Annotated in this window: 19 protein-coding genes and 1 pseudogene; 13 read left to right on the top strand and 7 right to left on the bottom strand. The window is 50.8% G+C overall.

The genetic code is table 11. The features are described 5' to 3' along the window. Nucleotides 1-93: 93 nt before the first annotated feature. From cspA to AAF463_RS20045, 6 genes are all read left to right on the top strand, one after another. Nucleotides 94-306, top strand: a complete 213-nt coding sequence (gene cspA, locus AAF463_RS20070; protein ID WP_007885867.1) for an RNA chaperone/antiterminator CspA — start codon at nt 94-96, stop codon at nt 304-306. Nucleotides 307-579: 273 nt separating this feature from the next. Beyond that, nucleotides 580-1,197, top strand: a complete 618-nt coding sequence (locus AAF463_RS20065) for a dTMP kinase (protein ID WP_350262295.1) — start codon at nt 580-582, stop codon at nt 1,195-1,197. Between the two features lie 635 nt (nt 1,198-1,832). Next, nucleotides 1,833-2,093 (top strand): hypothetical protein, encoded by a 261-nt coding sequence (locus tag AAF463_RS20060; RefSeq protein WP_192235272.1) that lies wholly within the window; start codon nt 1,833-1,835, stop codon nt 2,091-2,093. A gap of 426 nt (nt 2,094-2,519) precedes the next feature. After that, nucleotides 2,520-2,789 (top strand): hypothetical protein, encoded by a 270-nt coding sequence (locus AAF463_RS20055; protein ID WP_101761242.1) that lies wholly within the window; start codon nt 2,520-2,522, stop codon nt 2,787-2,789. 340 nt (nt 2,790-3,129) lie between these two features. Further along, nucleotides 3,130-3,372, top strand: coding sequence for a regulatory protein YcgZ (gene ycgZ / locus AAF463_RS20050; RefSeq protein WP_101761241.1), 243 nt, complete (start codon nt 3,130-3,132; stop codon nt 3,370-3,372). A 249-nt stretch (nt 3,373-3,621) separates the two neighbouring features. Further along, nucleotides 3,622-3,906, top strand: a complete 285-nt coding sequence (locus tag AAF463_RS20045) for a biofilm development regulator YmgB/AriR family protein (protein WP_101761240.1) — start codon at nt 3,622-3,624, stop codon at nt 3,904-3,906. Nucleotides 3,907-4,020: 114 nt separating this feature from the next. Here AAF463_RS20045 and AAF463_RS20040 read toward each other — a convergent pair whose 3' ends face one another. The 5 genes and pseudogenes from AAF463_RS20040 to AAF463_RS20020 form a co-directional block, all read right to left on the bottom strand. After that, nucleotides 4,021-4,272, bottom strand: coding sequence for a biofilm development regulator YmgB/AriR family protein (locus AAF463_RS20040; RefSeq protein WP_192235274.1), 252 nt, complete (start codon nt 4,270-4,272; stop codon nt 4,021-4,023). Nucleotides 4,273-4,336: 64 nt separating this feature from the next. Continuing rightward, nucleotides 4,337-4,621 carry a hypothetical protein gene (locus AAF463_RS20035; RefSeq protein ID WP_350262294.1) on the bottom strand — a complete coding sequence of 95 codons (285 nt, stop codon included), beginning with the start codon at nt 4,619-4,621 and terminating at the stop codon, nt 4,337-4,339. Between the two features lie 832 nt (nt 4,622-5,453). Next, nucleotides 5,454-8,503 (bottom strand): annotated as a pseudogene (locus AAF463_RS20030) (efflux RND transporter permease subunit). After that, nucleotides 8,500-9,600, bottom strand: a complete 1,101-nt coding sequence (locus AAF463_RS20025; protein WP_350262293.1) for an efflux RND transporter periplasmic adaptor subunit — start codon at nt 9,598-9,600, stop codon at nt 8,500-8,502. Before AAF463_RS20025 ends, AAF463_RS20030 begins: the two are co-directional and overlap by 4 nt. Nucleotides 9,601-9,673: 73 nt before the next feature. Further along, nucleotides 9,674-10,288, bottom strand: a complete 615-nt coding sequence (locus AAF463_RS20020) for a TetR/AcrR family transcriptional regulator (protein ID WP_192235282.1) — start codon at nt 10,286-10,288, stop codon at nt 9,674-9,676. A gap of 249 nt (nt 10,289-10,537) precedes the next feature. Here AAF463_RS20020 and AAF463_RS20015 point away from each other — a divergent pair, with 249 nt between their 5' ends. The 3 genes from AAF463_RS20015 to AAF463_RS20005 all read left to right on the top strand — a co-directional run bounded on the left by AAF463_RS20015 (nt 10,538) and on the right by AAF463_RS20005 (nt 12,846). Then, nucleotides 10,538-11,005, top strand: coding sequence for a DUF2243 domain-containing protein (locus AAF463_RS20015; protein WP_350262470.1), 468 nt, complete (start codon nt 10,538-10,540; stop codon nt 11,003-11,005). A gap of 12 nt (nt 11,006-11,017) precedes the next feature. Continuing rightward, nucleotides 11,018-11,809 (top strand): cytochrome c oxidase assembly protein, encoded by a 792-nt coding sequence (locus tag AAF463_RS20010; RefSeq protein ID WP_350262292.1) that lies wholly within the window; start codon nt 11,018-11,020, stop codon nt 11,807-11,809. 137 nt (nt 11,810-11,946) lie between these two features. Further along, complete coding sequence (locus tag AAF463_RS20005; RefSeq protein ID WP_350262291.1) at nt 11,947-12,846, top strand: LysR family transcriptional regulator; 900 nt, start codon at nt 11,947-11,949, stop codon at nt 12,844-12,846. Here AAF463_RS20005 and AAF463_RS20000 read toward each other — a convergent pair. Together AAF463_RS20000 and AAF463_RS19995 are read right to left on the bottom strand one after the other, a co-directional pair. Continuing rightward, nucleotides 12,821-13,627: a substrate-binding domain-containing protein gene (locus tag AAF463_RS20000; protein WP_350262290.1), complete on the bottom strand. Its 807-nt coding sequence runs from the start codon at nt 13,625-13,627 to the stop codon at nt 12,821-12,823. The genes AAF463_RS20005 and AAF463_RS20000 overlap by 26 nt on opposite strands. A gap of 15 nt (nt 13,628-13,642) precedes the next feature. Then, nucleotides 13,643-14,917, bottom strand: coding sequence for an MFS transporter (locus AAF463_RS19995; RefSeq protein WP_350262469.1), 1,275 nt, complete (start codon nt 14,915-14,917; stop codon nt 13,643-13,645). A 660-nt stretch (nt 14,918-15,577) separates the two neighbouring features. On the opposite strand from AAF463_RS19995, the gene AAF463_RS19990 reads away from it, so the two are divergent. The 4 genes from AAF463_RS19990 to AAF463_RS19975 all read left to right on the top strand — a co-directional run bounded on the left by AAF463_RS19990 (nt 15,578) and on the right by AAF463_RS19975 (nt 20,268). Next, nucleotides 15,578-16,564 carry an autoinducer 2 ABC transporter substrate-binding protein gene (locus AAF463_RS19990; RefSeq protein ID WP_192235288.1) on the top strand — a complete coding sequence of 329 codons (987 nt, stop codon included), beginning with the start codon at nt 15,578-15,580 and terminating at the stop codon, nt 16,562-16,564. Between the two features lie 246 nt (nt 16,565-16,810). After that, nucleotides 16,811-18,331 carry a sugar ABC transporter ATP-binding protein gene (locus AAF463_RS19985; protein ID WP_110867100.1) on the top strand — a complete coding sequence of 507 codons (1,521 nt, stop codon included), beginning with the start codon at nt 16,811-16,813 and terminating at the stop codon, nt 18,329-18,331. After that, entirely contained in the window at nt 18,324-19,313 is a 990-nt protein-coding gene (locus tag AAF463_RS19980) for an ABC transporter permease (RefSeq protein ID WP_101761228.1), read from the top strand. The genes AAF463_RS19985 and AAF463_RS19980 overlap by 8 nt, the downstream gene beginning before the upstream one ends. Before the next feature lies 1 nt (nt 19,314). Then, nucleotides 19,315-20,268, top strand: coding sequence for an ABC transporter permease (locus tag AAF463_RS19975; RefSeq protein ID WP_110867099.1), 954 nt, complete (start codon nt 19,315-19,317; stop codon nt 20,266-20,268). Nucleotides 20,269-20,273: the final 5 nt, after the last annotated feature.

Raw genomic sequence — 20,273 nt, 5'->3', positions numbered from 1 at the left:
TCGAGAGCCTCCTCCTAAGTGCCCAATAAGTAAATCTTTCACTTCAGGCCAATTTTCGCCGCTACGAGTGGCTCATCAATTAAGGAATTATCTATGTCTAACAAAATGACTGGTTTAGTAAAATGGTTTAACTCTGATAAAGGTTTTGGCTTTATCACTCCTAACGACGGCAGCAAGGATGTTTTCGTCCATTTCTCTGCCATCCAGAGCGACAACTACAAAACTCTTGATGAAGGTCAGCAAGTTTCCTTCACCATTGAAAATGGCGCCAAAGGCCCAGCAGCGGGCAACGTTACTCCGCTGTAAGCCGCGCTCATTATCAGCAGCGCTTACAATAGCGATGAAGACAATAGTCTGAGCAGATAAGCACCGCTGATAAGAAAAAAACCCGCCTCGTGCGGGTTTTTTGTTGCCTGAAATTTGGTGTGACTAAGGTTTGCGTAGTGAATAAAATGCTCGCCAGCGGAGTCGGTAGCTTCAACGGACGTAGAAAGTGGATACCGGTTAATAAGAAGGAAATAGGATGCTTTTGCCCGATTTGAATTTCACACAAACGCTACATCACCCGTCATTTCGACTATGAGCCGTCCGCTGTTTGTTTCTCTGGATGGACCCAAAGGCGTCGGTAAAACCACGCTACTGGAAGCCATTACGAAAGTACTCAGGTCAGATAACATTAAGGTAATCCGGCTTTGCGAGAAAAAAAGCGATCCCTTCAGGAGAGAAACCATGGCTCTGGTGAACAGGCTGGCCAGAAATCCCTCCATGGTTTTAGAGCGGGAAGTTTGTGCGCGCTTTGCTGATAGCCGTGCATGGATTTCCCAACATGTGCTGACTAAACAGCCACCGAACAGCATCATTTTGATGGATCGCTGGTACCCGTCGGATGCCGCGTTTCGCCGGATGGTTCCATTTGCTGAGATTTTACAGTTAAACATTGATCGAAACGTGCAACAGCCGGACCTGCATGTCGGGGTTGTTACTGCGCCTGAAATTTCATGGGCAAGGGCTGCGGCCAGAACGCGCGGGTTAAGTAGTACGGTGATGCATAAGCTGGAAGATCATGTCGCTTGTACTCAGTCGTTCGAGCGAGCCGTTGCTAAACACGGCTGGGTTTTATGCCGTAATGAAGGGATGATCGAACACGCAACCCTGCAGGTTGTCAATGAGATCTACAAACTGCTGAATGCCCTTTAGGCAACAGTTCTGCGGACACTTTTCTGCCGCATTCCGTTAGACCTAATAGTGGAAACTCATCACTCTGACTGAGCACTGAACACATCCGTCTATTGTTATCAGTTGCTACTCGGGCAACCTATACATCGGGGCAGTCCCTGAAAGTTCTACAGACGCACGTCTTGTGGATACGCTATGGCTGGGTGTGCTCCAGATATAACAGCGCGGTGCATAATATGCAGCTGGTGTCCGCCAACTTCCGCGTAATAAGCTGGCTATCCGTAAATGTAACGAAACCAATATCGTTACCTGCAAAGGGTTTTATTGCATCCTTACGCTTTCATATTTATACAGCTGTTCACGGATTACTTTAGAATTAAATATATCACCCCTTTTTGTAGTGCCTTCCCATTATTTCACCGAGTTAATATCCATCATTGAGAAGCGCTTAACGCCTTTAACATTAAACCTCTTTCATGCAAAATTGCACATAATATCACCCTGCATTAGCACCTAATAACGGCAGTGAATAGTCACTTAGAAAATATATAAATCTTAGATTTCATGACTTTTAGGAATTAACCTTTAGCTAAATCCGTCATAGCGCCTACAGTTTAAGTCGAGGTTGTCATAAACGTGAAAATGGAGGATGGTTAATGTCTTTTCAACACGACGGGAAAGGCTACGTCATTATTGGCGAAGCGGCACTGAGTATTGCCTTGGGACAGAGAGTTGTCAGCGTACAATCACTGATTGACGAACTGGAACATATGGCAAATGCAGGCGGCAGCAAGGCAAGGTTGTCTGATATTTCTGAAGCCACAAAATGGCTGAAGAGTTTCGAAGAGCCCGATCGCGCTGTCCATAACGTGCCATACCTGCAAACGCTTGCAGGCTTGAACGACGAAACGAACTGACGCCTAAGGACGTAGTCCGGCTCTGGCCGGAAGACGACGACGAAGATGACCTCAACGGTCGCGTTTAACGTGTACCGGCTGGAGAAAATGTCAGGGACGACACTCTCCCCTTCCTTAATTAATCCCCACCTGTCATTTGGCAATATTCATTTCCCATTCCCAAATTACGTATCAAAATCTTCATTAATTGAGGCAAGTTTTGTCTTGAAAACGATTTCATTATTTTCCCTCGAAATTTGAGACTTTTCTTTATCATCAAGCAATGCGTTTACATCTGGCATAATTTAAGATAATTATCAGCAAGTTGAGCAGCAACGTTAACATGCAAAATTTGATAAACCGTAATCTCTAAACAATCTTAAAGACCTTAAGGAAGTTTGTTACTACACTATTCCTACGGTAATCGAAAATATTGGAGGAAACGCAGTGTTATTTCATGACGAAGAACAAGGCCATATCATTATTGGCGAGGCAGTGATTAATCTTGCTGTGAGTCAGAAGGAAATCAACATTCACTCCCTCATCATTGAGTTGGGCACCATGGCCGAAGGCGATGCCAGCGACAATAGACTTGCTCAGATAGCCGACGCCAGACGCTGGCTAAAAGCCTTTGTCGAAACCTCCCCACGAAACCGCGAAGAGCTACGTTGGCTTTCAGCATCCAGACATTTACGCGCTATCAACAATGATCGTTAATGGGTGACTAACGTTGATTCAGGTTAAGGATGCGCCTCAGGGCGCTCCGCATTATGTCGATAAGTAAGTGAGTTAAACAGACTTCATTCCCTGAACCTTTCAATACCCCCTCCTCCAGTTAATCGCCTCCTCTCTCTTTGTACAAATTTACCCTTATCTTCAACAACCAGAACCCGACAGCCGATCTCACAACCAAACATAACTACCTGAATAAAAAGGATAAGCATCTTTTGCTTGAAAAGAAAATCTGTACAGATAAATTAATCCTGTACAAGTTTTAAAAGATTGTCTAACTTTATGTTCAGACAGAATCGACTATCCCAACTTTTACGAGGTTCGCATGCGTCAGAGTGTTTCTAAATTTCCCGATACAGCCAGCGATATTGCACATTATTTTAGCAAAGCAAGCGCGCCAACTCAGCAAGAAACGCTAGGTCAAATTGTTGTCGAAATCCTGCGGGCAGGCAAGAACCTTAATCGTAAGGCTATCTGCACTAAACTGTTAAGACGTCTCGAAGTCGCAGCCACTCAAGAAGAAGAACGCCATTATCAGACATTAATCGGCATGCTGTTTGATCGCTAAGTTTTATCTGTTGGCGAGATAAGCCAGTCACGATCCCGTCGAAGGGATTCAGACTTTAAACCGCTCATTAATGGATTTTTATCCATGAAAGGCGTGCCATAACAGAAATATGCGCTAAATTTAGTTTTGAATGACTTTTAACTGGGTAAATAGCCCAGAAAGCATGGGTTTGTTTAGCCAACACCCAACGCAATAGCGTAAACATCTTTCAAACGTTGCCGCAGAAATATCTGATCACAAGGAGAGAAAATGCAACAAAGTGCACAGCAAACGTCCCGCGAAATAGACATTACTGACTATCTCCAAAACGCAGGTGACAACCTTTCTGCGGAGAAGACACTGATTGACTCCGCCATCCAGACGCTTGAGAGTCAGGGTAAGAGTGTCTCCAATAGCGCCATTATTTTGTACTTCATCTCGGAAATTGAAAATACCACGGACCCGTTGCAACTTGACGCGTTACTCAACGCGTTGAAGATGGTGGTGGGCTTTACTCCGGGTGAAGAAGAACGTTGGGCATTTTTTTACTGGTGAGTAAAGTCTCAGGGACATGAGGATCAGTATTTTTAATATGGATGTAGCGGTCAGAAAAGCGGGGAATTGACACAACTCTCCCCGCTGATAGGCAAATAGAATAGATTGGTTTTATTAATCATCATCATTAGGCGTACGGCCTACAACGATTTCAAGGCAGTTGCGCAGCACATCGAGTTGCTCAATATCTGTCGCACTCTCCAGCTCCGCTATCAGACTCATAATGATGGCCTTGTTCGTCACTCTTCCTCTCTCTGCGATCAATGACTTTACGATGATACCAATGACTTCTTTTTCCTCTGCATACTGGTCACCGGTGCTGTGTAAATAACTCTGCAGGTCTGACTCGATAGTATTCTGCTGCATAAAATATCCTTACTGAGTTGCGCATTTTTGTCTCTCTTCCACGCACTTAAGCCCTTAGCCGGCGTTAATGTCGGGTTGAGTCGTCATTACCGAATTTGTCTATATCAAAATTTGCCATGTGCTCCCGGTCTCCAACTTTAGGGGATTCACTCTCGGCAATTTCTTTCTTAACATCCTGCGTAGCGAGAAGTATTACGCGCGCACGTTCTTCATCCTTTTCAGCCTTCAGCATGCATTCAAGCTTCGAGAGGAGCGCACGTCGCGAGATGCCGGCTTTTACGCGCAGCAATGCTATTACCGCCTCGCCGATGAGAAGGTCACTCAACTTTTGTTCATGGTGATTTTTCATATCACTGTCTGTTCAACATTTAGTGTTGAGAAGAGAGAGAGATGCGGCTGAAAAACGCTGCAATATCATTTACTGAATGGCATTTTCCCAGGTTCTGTTGCAAGGAAACCTCACGTGTTCATAATTTAATCAGATCGTCATGCAGTAAACTTATACAATGATCGCAATGTTGTACAGCTTTATTGGCGTGAATTGATGAATATTTAATATGAGATAGGGCAAGTAAAAAGGATTGGACTTTTATGGCAGGAAAAAATGACCTCTGAAAGTGGAAATCTCTAACGCTTTCAGAGGCGATGCAAAGCATCATTCGTTACGTGCGGAGAGTACCGCTGGGTCAATTTATAGGAGATTAAAAAAAATGCACGGGTTATATTTTTTTATTTTAGCTCCTATTACAGTCATTTAAATTGCATCTTTATCAAAATGAAACCGCTTCGGTTATTTATGAACTCAATCATCAAGAATATTGATAATTTTTATTTGGCCATTCCAAATAAATGACATTTATTAATCGATTTCTCTTTTTAAAAGACCATGTTGATAAGTAACGCTCGGGTTTTACTGACGAGGATAAACGATGCCAGGCAGGGTTTTCAGGGCTGTTCATCAAACCATTGCGGTGATGATTGAAGTGATAAAGGCCTCGTCCCCAAGCCTTTTCATTTTTATTTGTGGACCTGAGTTGCAGGCGTTAAATACTACTACTACTCTTTTATCGCTTCATACTTGGTACGAAGGTTACACACAGCACGCACAGCGTGCGAGAGTCTTTGCATATTGTTCATACTTCCTTCCCCGCTTCAGGCGGGGATTTTTTTTCAGCATTAGCCTACCTGACACGGAACCAGATGGCATACATCGCCGGTAAAAACACCAGCGTCATAATGGTGCCGCCCAGCGTCCCGCCAATCAGCGTGTAAGCCAGCGTGCCCCAGAACACGGAGTGCGTCAGTGGAATAAATGCCAGAATCGCCGCTAACGCTGTCAGCAGAACCGGCCGGGCGCGCTGCACCGTTGCCTCAACGATAGCCTTGAAAGGATCGTGGCCTTCTCGCTCATTCTGATGGATTTGTCCGATCAGGATCAGCGTATTACGCATCAGAATCCCTGACAGCGCGATCAGCCCAACCAGTGCATTGATGCCAAAGGGCTGCTGGAATAGCAGCAGCATGGGCACAACGCCAACCAGCCCGAGCGGCGCGGTCAGAAAAACCATCACCATCGCTGCCATGGAACGCACCTGCAGGATGATGATTAGCAGCGTCAGGGCAATCATAATTGGGAACAGCGGCAGCATCGCTTTGGTCGCTTTACCCGACTCCTCAATCGAGCCCGCCTGTTCAATACGGTACCCCGGCGGCAGTGACGCGATTAATGGCTGAAGTTCCCGGCTCAACGCACTTGAGACATCCGGTGGCTGCAATCCGTCAGCAATATCGCCGCGCACCGTTATGGTTGGCGTTCTGTCGCGGCGGCGCAGCAGCGGATCTTCCATGCGGATGTCGATTTCACCGAGTTGCGAGAGTGGAATGCGCTGCCCATCGGCTCCGGCTAGCGTCAGACGTCAAGGCGCGCGGGATCGAGGCGCACCTCTCCGGCTGCACGACCAACCACTTCCACAGATCGGATATCTTCACGAATCGCCGTGATCGATGCCCCGCTTAGCAGGAACTGCAGTTGACGAGCCGCTCCGGCAGCCGTTAGCCCCATCGCCTGCAGCCGATCCTGATCCAGCCTGAAATGCATTACTGGCACACGTGAACCCCAGTCGGTGTTGACGGTGCGCATCATCGGGCTGGCCTGCATCAGTACTTTCACTTTCGCGGCCAGCTGGCGCAGTACGTCTGGATCGGGACCCATCACCCGGTAAGCGACCGGATAAGGCGAATAGGGACCGAAAACCAGCTGTGTTACGCGCACCTGCGCTTCAGGCGCGAGCCCATCTGCTGCCGCTTCTCGCAGACGCTGCTTCAGCGCATCGCGATCGTGCTCGCCGTTGGTCAGCACCACGATTTTGGCAAAAGAGGGATCCGGCAATTCCGGGGCCATCGCCAGATAAAAACGCGGCGCGCCCTGCCCGATATACGCGGTTACCGTGCGGGTTTCTTTTTGCTTTTTCAGCCAGTGCTCAATTCGCGCCGTGGTCTGGCTGGTCTGCTCTATTGAGGTGCCGTAAGGCATTTGCACTTCAACCAGCACCTCAGGACGATCGGAGGTTGGGAAGAACTGTTTTTTCACCAGCCCCATGCCAATGATCGCCAGCACAAAGCAGCCAATCACCGCGCCTGCCACCCACCACTTATGCGCGATGACTTTGGTTAGCAGCCGTCTAAAGCGATTGTAGTGGCGGGTGTTATAGATTGCCGCGTGGCCACCGACTACCGGCTTGATGTCGGGCAGCATCTTCACGCCCAGATAAGGGGTAAACAATACTGCCACCACCCACGAGGCAATCAGGGCAATCCCCACTATCCAGAACATATTGCTGGTGTATTCACCGGCGGTGGACTGCGCAAAGCCGTTGGGCATGAAGCCGATCGCGGTTACCAGCGTGCCGGCCAGCATCGGCGCGGCTGTATGGCTCCAGGCGTAGGCCGATGCTTTGATGCGGTCATAGCCCTCTTCCATTTTCACCACCATCATCTCTATCGCAATGATGGCGTCATCAACCAGTAAACCCAGTGCGAGGATAAGTGAACCCAGCGTGATGCGGTCAAAGTTTTTTCCCGTGGCGGCCATCACCACAAATACCACGGCAAGCGTCAGCGGAACCGCGGCAGCAACCACGATGCCAACGCGCCAGCCCATGCTGACAAAGCACACCACCATCACCACCAGCAGAGCCACGAAGAACTTCACCATGAACTCATCGACAGCCGAACTGATGTTAACCGCCTGGTCGGAAACGTTGGTGAGCGTCATGCCCAGCGGCATGTCACTATTTATATTTCGGACCTCTTGTTCCAGCGCTTTACCCAGCTCAAGACCGTTCCAGCCTTCCCTCATTACCACGCTCAACATCAGTGCAGGTTCACCCTCATTACGGATGAGAAAATCGGGCGGATCGACATAGCCACGTTCGACCTTGGCCACGTCGACAAGCCGTAGCGTGTGATTACCGGAGACGACCGGCGTGTTGCGGATTTTTTCGAGCGTATCCAGCGCACCGTCAAGGCGGATAAACACCTCGGGCCCGCGCGTTTGTATCGAACCGGCGGGTGACAGGGCATTTTGCCCGTTCAGGGCGTTAAATATCTGTTCCGGTGTAATGCCCAGCGTAGCGAGGCGATCGCTGGAAAAGGAGACATAAATACGTTCTGCCTGCTCGCCGGTAATGGTGACTTTTTTTACGCCCGCAACGTGTAGCAGCTGCTGGCGGAGTTTTTCGGCATCACGAGACAGAAATCGCTGCGGTTCACCCTTTGCTTTCAGTGCATAGAGGGCAAAAACCACATCCGAGAATTCATCGTTAACCATCGGCCCGATCACACCCGCCGGCAGGTTGCGCGCCTCATCGCTGAGCTTTTTGCGTGCCTGGTAAAACTGCTCCTGCACTTCAGATGGCGGCGTGCTGTCCTGCAGGGAAAGCATGGTGTATGCCATTCCGGGACGAGTATAGGTCTCGGTGCGGTCATACCACTTCAGCTCCTGCAGCCGCTTCTCCAGCGGCTCAGCCACCTGATCCTGCATCTCCTGCGCGGTGGCGCCAGGCCAGGCGGTGATCACCGTCAGCTGCTTGACGGTAAACGGGGGATCTTCCGCTCTTCCCAGACCCAGAAAAGCCACTACGCCAGCGACCGTAACGAGAATGATCAGGAACAGCGTGACCGATCGTTCACGCACCGCCAGCGCCGAGAGGTTAAAGCGATTGTGGCTCATGGCGTGGCTCCTTGCGACCCAGGCGTTCCGATGCGGACGGCTTCACCTTCATGCAGCAGGTGTGCGCCCAGCGCGGCCACCTGTTCCCCGCTCTGAAGCGGACCCGACACGCGCGCACTGTCGTCGCTGATGCCGAGCAGCGTCACGGCCCGCCAGGTGACTTTGGCGGGTTTGCCTTCCACCAGCCAGACGCCAGCACCGCGTCCCGCATCCCACACTGCACTGAGCGGTACTGACCAGGATTCTTGCGTCGCCGCAGATTCCGGGATACGCAGGGTTACGGTTGAACCCAGTGGAGCACTGGCTGCGGCACCGCTCAGCACATAGCGTGCTTCGTAGGTGCGGGTTGCTGCATCCGCCGAGTCTGACAACTCGCGCAGTCTGGCATCATTCTCGATCCCACTGCCATACAGGATGGCTGTGGCCGGCGATCCCACCTGCGGGCGCAATGTCTCCGGCAGACTGACCATCGCCTCACGCTGACCAGCGCGGGCGAGGCGCACAACCGTTTGACCGGCGCTAACCACCTGGCCTGGGTCGGCCAACGTATCCACCACCACGCCATCGGCATCAGCACTCAGTACGGCATATTGCGAGGCGTTGAGCGCCACGCGTGCCTGCGCCTGCGCGGCGCTCAGATCGGCACGCGCGGCATCTGCCGCTGCACGAATTTGACTGTAAGAGGATGCAGAGACCGCGCCAGAACCCACCAATCCACGATAGCGTTTCTCATCATCGCCGGTCTGGCGCGCGCGTGCCTGGGCGGCGTTTACCGCACCCTCCGCAGCGCGGACCTGCAGCGCGAGATCAGCGGGATCGAGCCTCATCAGCAGCTGGCCGCGTTTGACGCTTTGCCCCTTATCAACCAGACGCTCAAGCACCTTGCCCGACACGCGAAAACCCAGGTCGCTCTGAAAACGTGCGGCCACAATGCCGGTAAAAACGCGAGATTGACCCGCCGCAGGCTCGACGGTCGCCGTCCTGATGAGTGGCGGCCGGGAGCGCGGATCGTCAGCGGCTGATAGAGGTTCGCCGCAACCAGTCAGAATGACCGGCAGCAGGCAGATGACGGACAACAAAGGGAGATGCCGGAGCATGGGTTACCTTACTCAAGGGAAGTATGAGGACGCCATTCTCTGACTAGTGACCAATTATGTCAATGGTCACAAACTACGGAGCGAGACTTCTAAGTACTAATGCAGCCAATTGGTTTGCATCTTCTCCGGCCGTATCAAGTGAGGATTGCAATTGAAGTGGATCGGCAAGAGGTCTGAGTACCAGATAGACGGCGGCGGCCGTTTCATCCAGCGGCGTTTTACGCTCAAATTCCCCGGCAGTGCGTCCTGCGCGCAGGATGGCGAGCACGATTTCACGCAGGGAATCCTCATATTGCACAGCAGCAGGCCAGTGCTCACGCGAGGAAGCGGCGGCGATGTCATACAGCCGACGTTCGCGGAAGAACAGCTCGCAGCCTGCCACAGCAAGCGTCTGAAACAGCTGCTTTATTTTTTCCGTGGCGGAAGGTGACTTCTCCAGCGCAGCGTTCAGCCTTTCCGTGATATCCGTAAGGCAATTGGCGCAGATGACTTCACCGATTTCCTGCTTAGAACCGAAAAACTTGTAAATGTAGGCTTTTGAGAAGCCGATTGATCGCGCGAGATCGGATACGGTGGTTTTCTCAAAGCCGTAGTGGCTAAAGTATTCCATGGCGGCAGCCACAATCTGATCGCGGATGGTGTGGTCGGAAGGCCCACGCGTGGCGGCGGTAGTTTTTTTCTCTGTCATATTTCAACTTTGCTCGGTGAGCTGATGTAAACGATGAGTGACCAGTGGATATTTTGGTCACAATTTCTCATCGCTTCAAGGCCTGATTGCTATCATCACAATCTCAGCGGAATCTCTGAAAAACCGCTTTCGGTAATGTCGTGCGCCCTGCCCGACATAACGCTGGCGTAAATTGGCCGGGCTGCGGGAATTATCATCTACGCTTCTTAAGTGAAATTTAACTTTTACCCGGAGAACGTAGTGCCAACTTTGAATTCCAGTCCTCAATCCGATCTGAAACGTTCATTCATAGCCACTTTTCCACTGGGAATCGGTATGATGGCGGCAATTGATGAAGTGGTATTTCATCAGATTCTGGCCTGGCATCACTTCTTTGACTGGGGCACACCCGCGTTTAGCCTGCTTTCAGATGGATTATTGCACGCAGGCGAGCTGATTCTTTTCGTGCTTGGTTTTTTCATTTTTGCGGACCTGCGAAGCCGTGGAAAACTCAACCGCACGGCAGCATGGGCAGGATTCATTGTGGGGTTGGGTGCGTTTCAACTGTTTGATGGAATTGTTGATCACAAGCTGCTCAGGCTGCATCAGATCCGCTATGTTGATAACGTGCTGCTTTATGACCTCATCTGGAATCTGTCTGCTGTGCTGTTATTGGTGGCAGGCTTGCTGATTTATCGTCACGCGCGGTCTGCTCTATCCGCTAAAACGGAAGTTTGATCCGTGGATCCCATGATGCATCCTGCGGCGATGCCCCATTCAGTCGCGCTATTTATTCTTTTGGTCATAGCTCCTGCTGTCATCCTCTTTTTTTATTTGATCGCCGCTGTCCGTTTATGCCGGGTTGCCCACTGGAGCGCCTGGCGCATGGCCAGCTTCACCGCCGGCATCGTCATGATCGTGGCATCCATGCTGCCGCCTTTGGCTAACTGGGCGCATCATGACTTACGCGGTCATATGTTGCAGCATCTGTTACTTGGTATGTTTGGACCTCTCGGATTGGTATTTGGGGCGCCCGGCTCACTGATATTACGCACTCTATCCGCACGGTGGGCGCGCGCTATGATGACTATTCTCCGCACCCGCCCGATACGCTTTTTAATCCATCCATTTACCGCTGCTTCGCTGGATATTGGCGGGATGTATCTTCTTTATCTCACTCCGTTATATGCGTTTAGCATGGCCATTCCTGCCCTGTTTATTTTCCTGCATCTGCATTTTGTCCTCTCCGGCTACCTGTTTACCTGGTCTGTTGCCGGGCCCGATCCCGCGCCTCACCGTCCATCAAGAACTGTGCGTCTGGCGGCAATTTTTTTTGCTACGGCCGCTCACGCTATTCTTGCGAAGTTGATGTACGGCTTCGGATACCCACGTGGAACCTTAGCCAGCTCTGAAGAAATTCAGCAGGCTGCGCAGTGGATGTATTACGGCGGAGATATTGCCGAGTTTTGCATTATCTTCGGCTTTTTTGCCGCGTGGTTCCGGCAACGCAGCACGCTGCCAGAAATGCTGGTGGGGAAATAATGACCATTCCATGACAAAATTATTTGCCAATATGAAAAGTAATAACATTTGTAGGTAAGACGTGGTTACCGTAATCAATAATGTGGCTATCATTGCCCCTTTGAACACCCGCTGGCTCCAAAGGACTGTCTGCTGCTATGCCTGTAAACTTTGACCTTAACGATCTTTATGCCTTCCGTGCGCTGGTTGAATACAGTAATTTTCGGCTTGCCGCTGAGTCCATCTGCCTTTCTCAGTCAGCGTTGAGTCGTAGGATTGAAAAGCTGGAATCCGCGTTAGGGATCAAGTTGTTCGACAGAACGACCCGGCGTGTCACGTTGACACTATATGGACGGACCTTTGCTGAACGCTCAGATCAGCTGCTGGCGAATGTTGAACTGGTATTAGCGGATATTAATAAGGTGAGTCAGGATCGTGTAGGGCTGGTCACCGTTGCCACTGTGCCCTCGGCAGCCTACTATTTTATGCCCGATGTTATCCGCCGTTTCCAGACACGCTATCCACGGGTGCGTGTGAAAATCATTGATAGTAGCGCTGGAAACGTCATTGAAGCAGTGGCCTGTGGTCAGGCAGACTTCGGCATCTGTTTCGCCAGAGATTTGCAAACCACTATCGAATTTATACCCTTGACGAGCGATGTCTACGTGGCGGCCTGCAGGCGGGATCATCCATTAGCCAATAAAAAAAATCTGACCTGGCGAGAGTTTTATCAGCAGGATTACATTGAGCTGGATAAGACCTCCGGTAACCGCCATCTACTTGATAAGATGCTGGATCACATCGTTCCTGAGCGCCCCAGTATCTGCGAAACCCGTCATGTGACCACCATGCTAGGTATGGTTGAAGCGGGTATCGGCATGGCTGCCGTACCCGCTATGTCGATGCCGATGTCAGAGCATTCAGTACTCACACACCTTTCACTCACTGAGCCGGTGGTAAAGCGTACGGTTGGCCTGATCAGGCGCAGTGGCCGTATGCAATCCTACATTGCAGCTGAGTTAGAGAAGTTGATCACTGAACAGTATCGTGTTGTTTAACCGGCCGTTCAGCCGTCACCGATCGCAATCCGGTAGCGCGCACAGTATCTTGCGCCTCAGCCGAAGAGAGGAAGTTGAGTAACGCTTTGCCCTCCTGCCCGTTTGTTGCTTTGGCGGTCACCGCACCGGCAAAACGGGTAACGTATTGCACATCTTCAGGCAGTTCACCCACAAAGGTGACGCCCGGCACAGGTAGCAATTCACTCACTTGCTGGAAACCGACGGCATAATTGCCTTTAGCCACTTCGGATGCCACCGGAATGCGCTCTACCCTATGCGCTTTTGTTTTTACCTGGTCTTCTATACCCAGTTTTTTAAACAGTTGGCTGCTGACGTAGCGGCCGCTGGCACTGTCAGAATAAGCAATAGATTTGGCCTGCAAAAGGACATTACGCAGATCTGCATCCGTTTTAATATTTAGTTTAGGCTCACCTTCTTTAACGACCATACCAATTGAAGAGTCGGCTAGCTCAACGCGCGAACCAGGCTGAAGCCAGTTATCCTTCTCCAGGTTTTTCAGCGCATCACCGACCATAATCACCACATCCGCCTTCTCCCCGCGCGCCAGACGCGCAGGAATCGCCTGAGGCGTTCTCCCCATCGAGGGACCAGAGATCAAAATGATCTTGTCGCCGCTTTTTGCTTCAAATTGTGGGGCCAGTTTTTCCAGCGCCGCTTTAAATCCGCCCGAAATCATAACGGTGACATCTTTGGCCGCCGCTGAAAAACTAACGAAACTCACTAACAGCGTAATGAGAAGTGAACGAAGTATTTTTTGCATGATGTTATTCCTGAACTAACCAGCGGTTTGAAGTGATAACGCGCTGCGACGGTATAAATAGAGGGTGGCCAGTAATGCACAAATCGCAGCAAAGCTCATCCAGTAGCCGGGTGAAGCTTTATCGCCGGTGTACTCAATCAGTGCAGTTGAAATGACTGGCGTAAATCCACCGAAAATAGCCGTAGCCAGACTGTAGGCCAGAGAGAAGCCTGCAACTCGCACTTCTACCGGCATAATCTCTGTTAATGCCGGGATCATGGCGCCGTTATACAGACCGTAAAGGAAGGAGAGCCACAACAACACTGACAGCATCATGGAAAAGCTGGGTGCTTCAGCAAGCAGGTTAAGTGCCGGATAAGCAGTCATCAGCGCCAGCATCGCCATGGTCACCAATACAGGCTTACGGCCATAGCGGTCTGACAGTGCTCCCCCAACCGGTAGCCAGAAGAAGTTTGATACCGCAACCAGCAGAGTCACCAGCAGGCTGTCAGAAGCGCTCAGCATCAGCACTTTTTTACCAAAGGTAGGGGCATATACGGTGATCAGATAAAACGCGGTGGTGGTCATGGCGACCATCAACATTCCGGCGATAACCACCTGCCAGTTTGCTAACAGCGTTTTAAACACGTCACGCATCGCCAGGTGGTTGCGGCGAGCAGTGAACGCTTCGGTCTCCTCCAGTTTACGGCGCAGAACAAAAATGAACGGAACAATCAGGCAGCCGAACAGGAAAGGCAAACGCCATCCCCACTCGCGAAGGGTGCTTTCTTCCATGGCCGCATTCAGTGCGAAGCCCATGGCCGCTGCCACCATAATGGCCACTTGCTGGCTGCCAGATTGCCAGCTGGTGTAAAAACCTTTACGGCCGGGCGTGGCAATTTCTGCCAGATAGACGGATACGCCGCCTAACTCTGCGCCCGCTGAGAAGCCTTGCAATAAGCGACCACACAGCACTAAAAAGGGTGCCCAGAGCCCAATCGTTTGATAAGACGGAATGAGAACAATCAGGAAGGTCCCCGCCGCCATGATCGACAAGGTAACAATGAGCCCTTTACGTCTGCCGACTTTATCAATATACGCGCCCAGCACAATCGCGCCGACCGGACGCATTAAAAACCCTGCGCCAAAGACCGCAAAGGTCATCATCAGCGAAGCAAATTCACTGCTGGCCGGAAAGAAAGTATGGGCGATATAAGTGGCATAAAACCCGAAAAGGAAAAAATCGAATTGTTCCAGAAAGTTGCCAGAAGTCACCCGCAGTATCGCACTGCATCGGGTTCGGGCCGTCATGGGTAGGTTAGAGGAATGCATGTTTATCTCCAGTTTGTCATTAGCGCTTTTACAGCGCCTGCTTCTGCAGACTGGATGAGCAAAACAAACTATATAAGCGCAATAAACTCATGAGTTGATGCGTTTACTGCATTAATCTGCGTTAGCAAATTCATTAACAAGCTGCAACGGGCCTTTAACAGCCCCTCACTTCTTAGCGTTACTTTTTGAGGGCTAAAAACGTCATACGTATTTTGTGACAAGGCTCATATCCGGTGAGGATGAAAATGACGGCGGTCGGGAAACGTCGTTTTCGGAATCTTAAAATCGCCAGGAATGCGCTGCTGTTCACATTCCGTGCAAATAAAATTTTTGGCACCGCCTTCTTCGCTGCAAGAAAGATACGACGCGGTCAAATATTTCTCTTTTGTTACTTTATTGGAAATAAATTGTTAATAGAAACACCCCATCACCTCTGAAATTCGGGATGCCGGGAAAGGGAGGAGTGTTTATTTACTTTTTATTAACACAATTAACCTTTAAATTTAACAAAACTGGGCATTGTTCACATTTTGATCACAATCATGCGAAAACCGGTGTCTCCTTCAGTTAATCTCTGAGTGTGAATTGAATACCAACCGTCCGCTCCCTACTGCAAAACATCATAAGAAAGGTATCGCAATGAAATTTAACCTCGCATTAGTCAGTGCATGTGTGGTTTCAGCATGCATGTTATTCACAACACCCTCTTTCGCCGCTAAGCCTTACGATATTGCCGTGGTCGCCAAAGTCACCGGCATTCCATGGTTTACCCGCATGGAAGTCGGCGTGAAAGAGGCCGCGCAAAAACTGGATGTCAACGCTTATCAAGTCGGCGGCTCCACTCCAGACCCGGCCCAGCAAGTCAAAGTGATTGAAGATTTGATTGCTAAAAAAGTCGACGCCATCATCGTGGTGCCAAACGATGCCAAAGTATTGGAGCCGGTATTAAAGAAAGCGCGTGACCAGGGCATCGTGGTATTAACCCATGAATCGCCGGACCAGCAAATTGGTCAATGGGATATCGAAACCATCGACAGCCAGAAATATGCTGAAGCCAATATGGACGAACTGGCAAAAGATATGGGTAGCAAAGGAGGGTACGCCATTTATGTTGGATCCCTGACTGTGCCGCTGCATAACGCGTGGGCGGATGCTGCGATCAAATATCAGAAAGAAAAGTACCCGGATATGCATGAAGTAACGTCTCGCCTGCCGGTGGCGGAAAATATTGATAAGTCATACTCCACCACGTTGGATTTAATGAAGACCTATCCCGACCTGAAAGGGATTATCGGTTTCGGTTCGCTCGGCCCGATTGGTGCGGGTCAGGCGGTTCAACAGAAACGCGCTAAAAATAAAATCGCCGTTGTTGGTATCGCTATGCCCGCTCAAGCTGCTCCGTATTTAATGCGCGGTGATATTAAGAAAGCGCTGCTGTGGGATCCAAAAGATGCCGGCTATGCCTTAGTAACGGTCGCTGATCAGCTATTGCAGGGTAAAGAAGTCACCAAAGATCTGACTATTGAAGGGCTGGGGAAAGCCGACGTAGATATGGATAAAAAAGTCATTCGCTTTAATAAAATTCTGGAAGTGACACCAGAGAATGCGAAATCACTTGGATTCTGATCAGGCTTTTTAATTCAGGTATTTTCCGGAGACAGATTATCTCCAGCGCCACACCAGGCTAAGAGAAATAAATACGGCGTTGTATGTTGTGCCGTATTTAGATCTCGACTCAGACATGAAAATTTATACCCAAAATAATTCCAGCCAAGGCAAAGTTGCCAATGAGAAAATGTAACTCATTGATTCAATTAAAACTGTGCAGCCAACGCCCACTGGAATTACAAAGGATATGCTTAAGGATCGGTGATGAATACGCTTAATACGTCCCCTGCCCCTTATGAGGCCTTTATCAGCCTTGAAAGAATCAGCAAAAAATTTCCCGGCGTACTAGCATTAGACAATGTCAGCCTGACGTTAAATAAAGGCGAAGTGCATTGCCTTGCTGGTCAAAATGGCTGTGGCAAAAGTACCATCATTAAAGTCATTTCTGGTGTTTATCAGCCGGAAAAAGGCGCGGCCATTACGCTGGACGGAAAACTATTTCATACTCTTACGCCCCAGCTCTCTTCGTATTACGGCATTCAGGTTATTTATCAGGATTTGTCTTTATTTCCCAACCTGTCGGTAGCCGAAAACATTGCCATTCACCGTTATTTACCCGGCGGAGATTTTTGGGTACATCGCGAGGCAATGCGCAAAAAAGCGGTGGCAGCGATGCAACGGGTCGGAGTCTCTCTGGATCCGGATCGTAAAGTCGAAAAGCTGTCGATCGCCGATCGCCAATTAGTCGCCATATGCCGCGCTATCGCCGCTGACGCCAGTTTAGTGATTATGGATGAACCGACCGCATCGCTGACTCGTACTGAAGTGAATGGTCTATTGCGCGTGGTGAATGAGCTCAAATCCGCCGGTATCTGCGTGGTGTTTGTCAGCCACCGTCTTGATGAGGTGATGGAAGTGGCCGATCGCATCAGCGTGATGCGCGACGGCAAACTGGTTGGCACCTATCCGGCCAGCGAACTCGACAGTAATGAACTGGCATTCCTGATGACCGGACAACGTTTTACCTACAGTCATCTGCCGCATCGTGCGCCAGCTAACGTAACGCCACTCCTTGAAGTCAGCCAACTAAGCCGCAAAGGTCAGTATCAGAATATTTCACTGGCGCTGCGCCAGGGTGAAATCACCTCGATTATTGGCCTGCTCGGTTCGGGCCGGACGGAACTCTGTCTGAGCCTGTTCGGCATGAGCCAACCAGATAGCGGAGAAATCCGCGTTAACGGCAATGTGGTGCAATTCCACAGTAACCGCGACGCCATCCGTCACGGCATTGCTTATGTGTCAGAAGACCGTCTGACGCAGGGTCTGATCATGGAACAATCCATTTATGACAACACGCTGGTGTCCATTTTCGACAAGCTGCACACCAGCGCAGGATTAATGGACCATCAGAAAGCCGCAGCGGTGGTGAGAGACCTGATCCGCGATTTGAACATCAAAGTCTCGGATAGCCAGTTACCCGTTAAAACCCTTTCCGGCGGTAACGCGCAGCGTATCGCCATCGCCAAATGGGTAGCAACGCGACCCCATATTCTGATCCTCGATTCGCCGACCGTCGGCGTAGATATTGCCAACAAAGAGGGAATTTATCGCATCGCACGCGATTTGGCGGAATCTGGCATGGCGGTGCTGATGATTTGCGATGAAATTCCGGAAGCCTATTACAACAGTCATCGCGTGCTGGTGATGCGTAAAGGCGAACTGGTAGCGGAATTCGCGCCGCACCAAAGCAGCGAAGCGCAGATTGCGGAGGTGATTAATGGATAATAAATCTCTGTCGAAACTGTTTTCCCAGCACGAATTCTGGCTGGGATTACTGATTCTGCTGCTGGTGATTGGCTTAAGCGTCGGCACCAGTGAATTTATGACCCTGGGTAACCTGACTGACGTCGCCACCAGCTACGCCATTCTTGCCATTCTGGCCTGTGGACTGTTTGTGGTGTTAATTGCCGGGGGCATCGACATCTCCTTCCCGGCCATCACCTCAATCGGTCAGTACGTGATGGCCAGTTACATCATCCATCACGGCGGTAGCTTTCCACTGGCATTTGCCCTGTCGATGGGCAGCGGGTTGCTGCTCGGGCTGGTCAACGGTTTTCTGGTGTACTGGCTACGCGTTCCGGCCATCATTATCACCATTGCCACGTTAAACCTGTTTTACGGTCTGCTGGTGTATGTCACCAATGGCACCTGGTTATACGGATTTCCCGACTGGTTTATGAACGGTATTAATTGGTTCTCCTTTACCGCCGCCGACGGCTACGACTATGGCCTGACTCTGCCGCTGCTTAGCTTGCTGGGCGTGATCATCGCCACCGGCGTGTTGATGAACCGCACACGCGTGGGGCGCCAGATTTATGCCATGGGCAGCAACCGTGACGCTGCGTCGCGTCTCGGCCTGAACATCCTGCGACTGCATTTTTATGTATACGGATTTATGGGATTGCTGGCGGGTATAGCGGCCGTGGTTCAGGCGCAAATCACCCAGTCTGTCGCGCCTAATTCCCTGCTGGGTTATGAGCTGACGGTGCTGGCGGCGGTGGTATTAGGCGGCACCAGCATGACCGGTGGCCGTGGCTCGCTGACCGGCACCATTCTGGGGGTAATGCTGCTGGCCTTCCTGCAAAATGGTATGACCTTGCTGAGCATTTCATCTTACTGGCATCAGGTTTTCAGCGGCGTGATCATTCTGGTCAGCATCAGCAGCACCGCATGGAATGAAAAACGCAAACTGGCAAAGGGAATGTGACATGACAACCTTAAACCGCTTCTTTCCTGGCGATCGCATCATCCGCTTGCAGTTATTGATCATCGTCGCCGTTGCCGTGCTGTTCTCGTTCACGCTGGGCGGCAGTTTTTACAGCGTCGGCAATTTCCAGTCGATCTCCTCTCAATTACCGATTCTGGGCATGCTGGCGCTGGGGATGGGTATCACCATGCTCACCGGCGGTATCAATCTTTCGGTCATTGCCGGAGCCAATGCCTGTTCGCTGGCGATGGCGGCCATTCTGGTGGCGCACCCGAACCAGCCAGAATATTTCGCGCTGGCGATGCTCGCGGGTCTGGTCATCGCTGTGCTCATTGGCGCGCTCAATGGCGCACTGATCGCCTATATCGGTGTTTCGCCGATTCTGGCGACCCTCGGAACCATGACGCTGATTGGCGGGCTGAATATTCTGCTAACCAATGGTGCTGTGATTTCCGGCTTCCCGGCAGCCATTCAGTATCTCAGCAACGGCAGCCTGCTTGGCATTCCGGTGGCGCTGCTGTTATTCCTGCTGGTGGCGCTGCTGTTGTGGGTGTTACTGGAACATACCACGCTGGGACGCAGCCTCTATCTGATGGGTTCCAACGAACAGGCTACGCGGTTCAGTGGTGTCAATACCCACAAAGTTACCCTCGCGGTGTATGTGCTTTCCGCGCTGCTCGGATGGGGCGCGGCACTGCTGATGATGTCCAAATTCAACTCGGCCAAAGCAGGCTACGGCGACTCCTATTTGCTGGTGACCATTCTGGCTTCTGTACTCGGCGGAATTAATCCCGACGGCGGGTTTGGCCGGGTCATCGGACTGGTGCTGGCGTTGATCGTCCTGCAAATGCTCGAGAGCGGCCTTAACCTGATGGGCGTTAGCAGTTATCTGACCATGGCGCTGTGGGGTTGCGTTCTGATCCTGTTTATCGCTCTGCAAAACAGAAAATCATAAGCGAA

This window comes from Pantoea sp. BJ2 (assembly GCF_040255075.1).
GTDB lineage: Bacteria > Pseudomonadota > Gammaproteobacteria > Enterobacterales > Enterobacteriaceae > Pantoea > Pantoea leporis.
The sequence above is the reverse complement of the archived record's forward strand: the minus strand, read 5'-3'. Positions and strand labels throughout refer to the sequence as shown.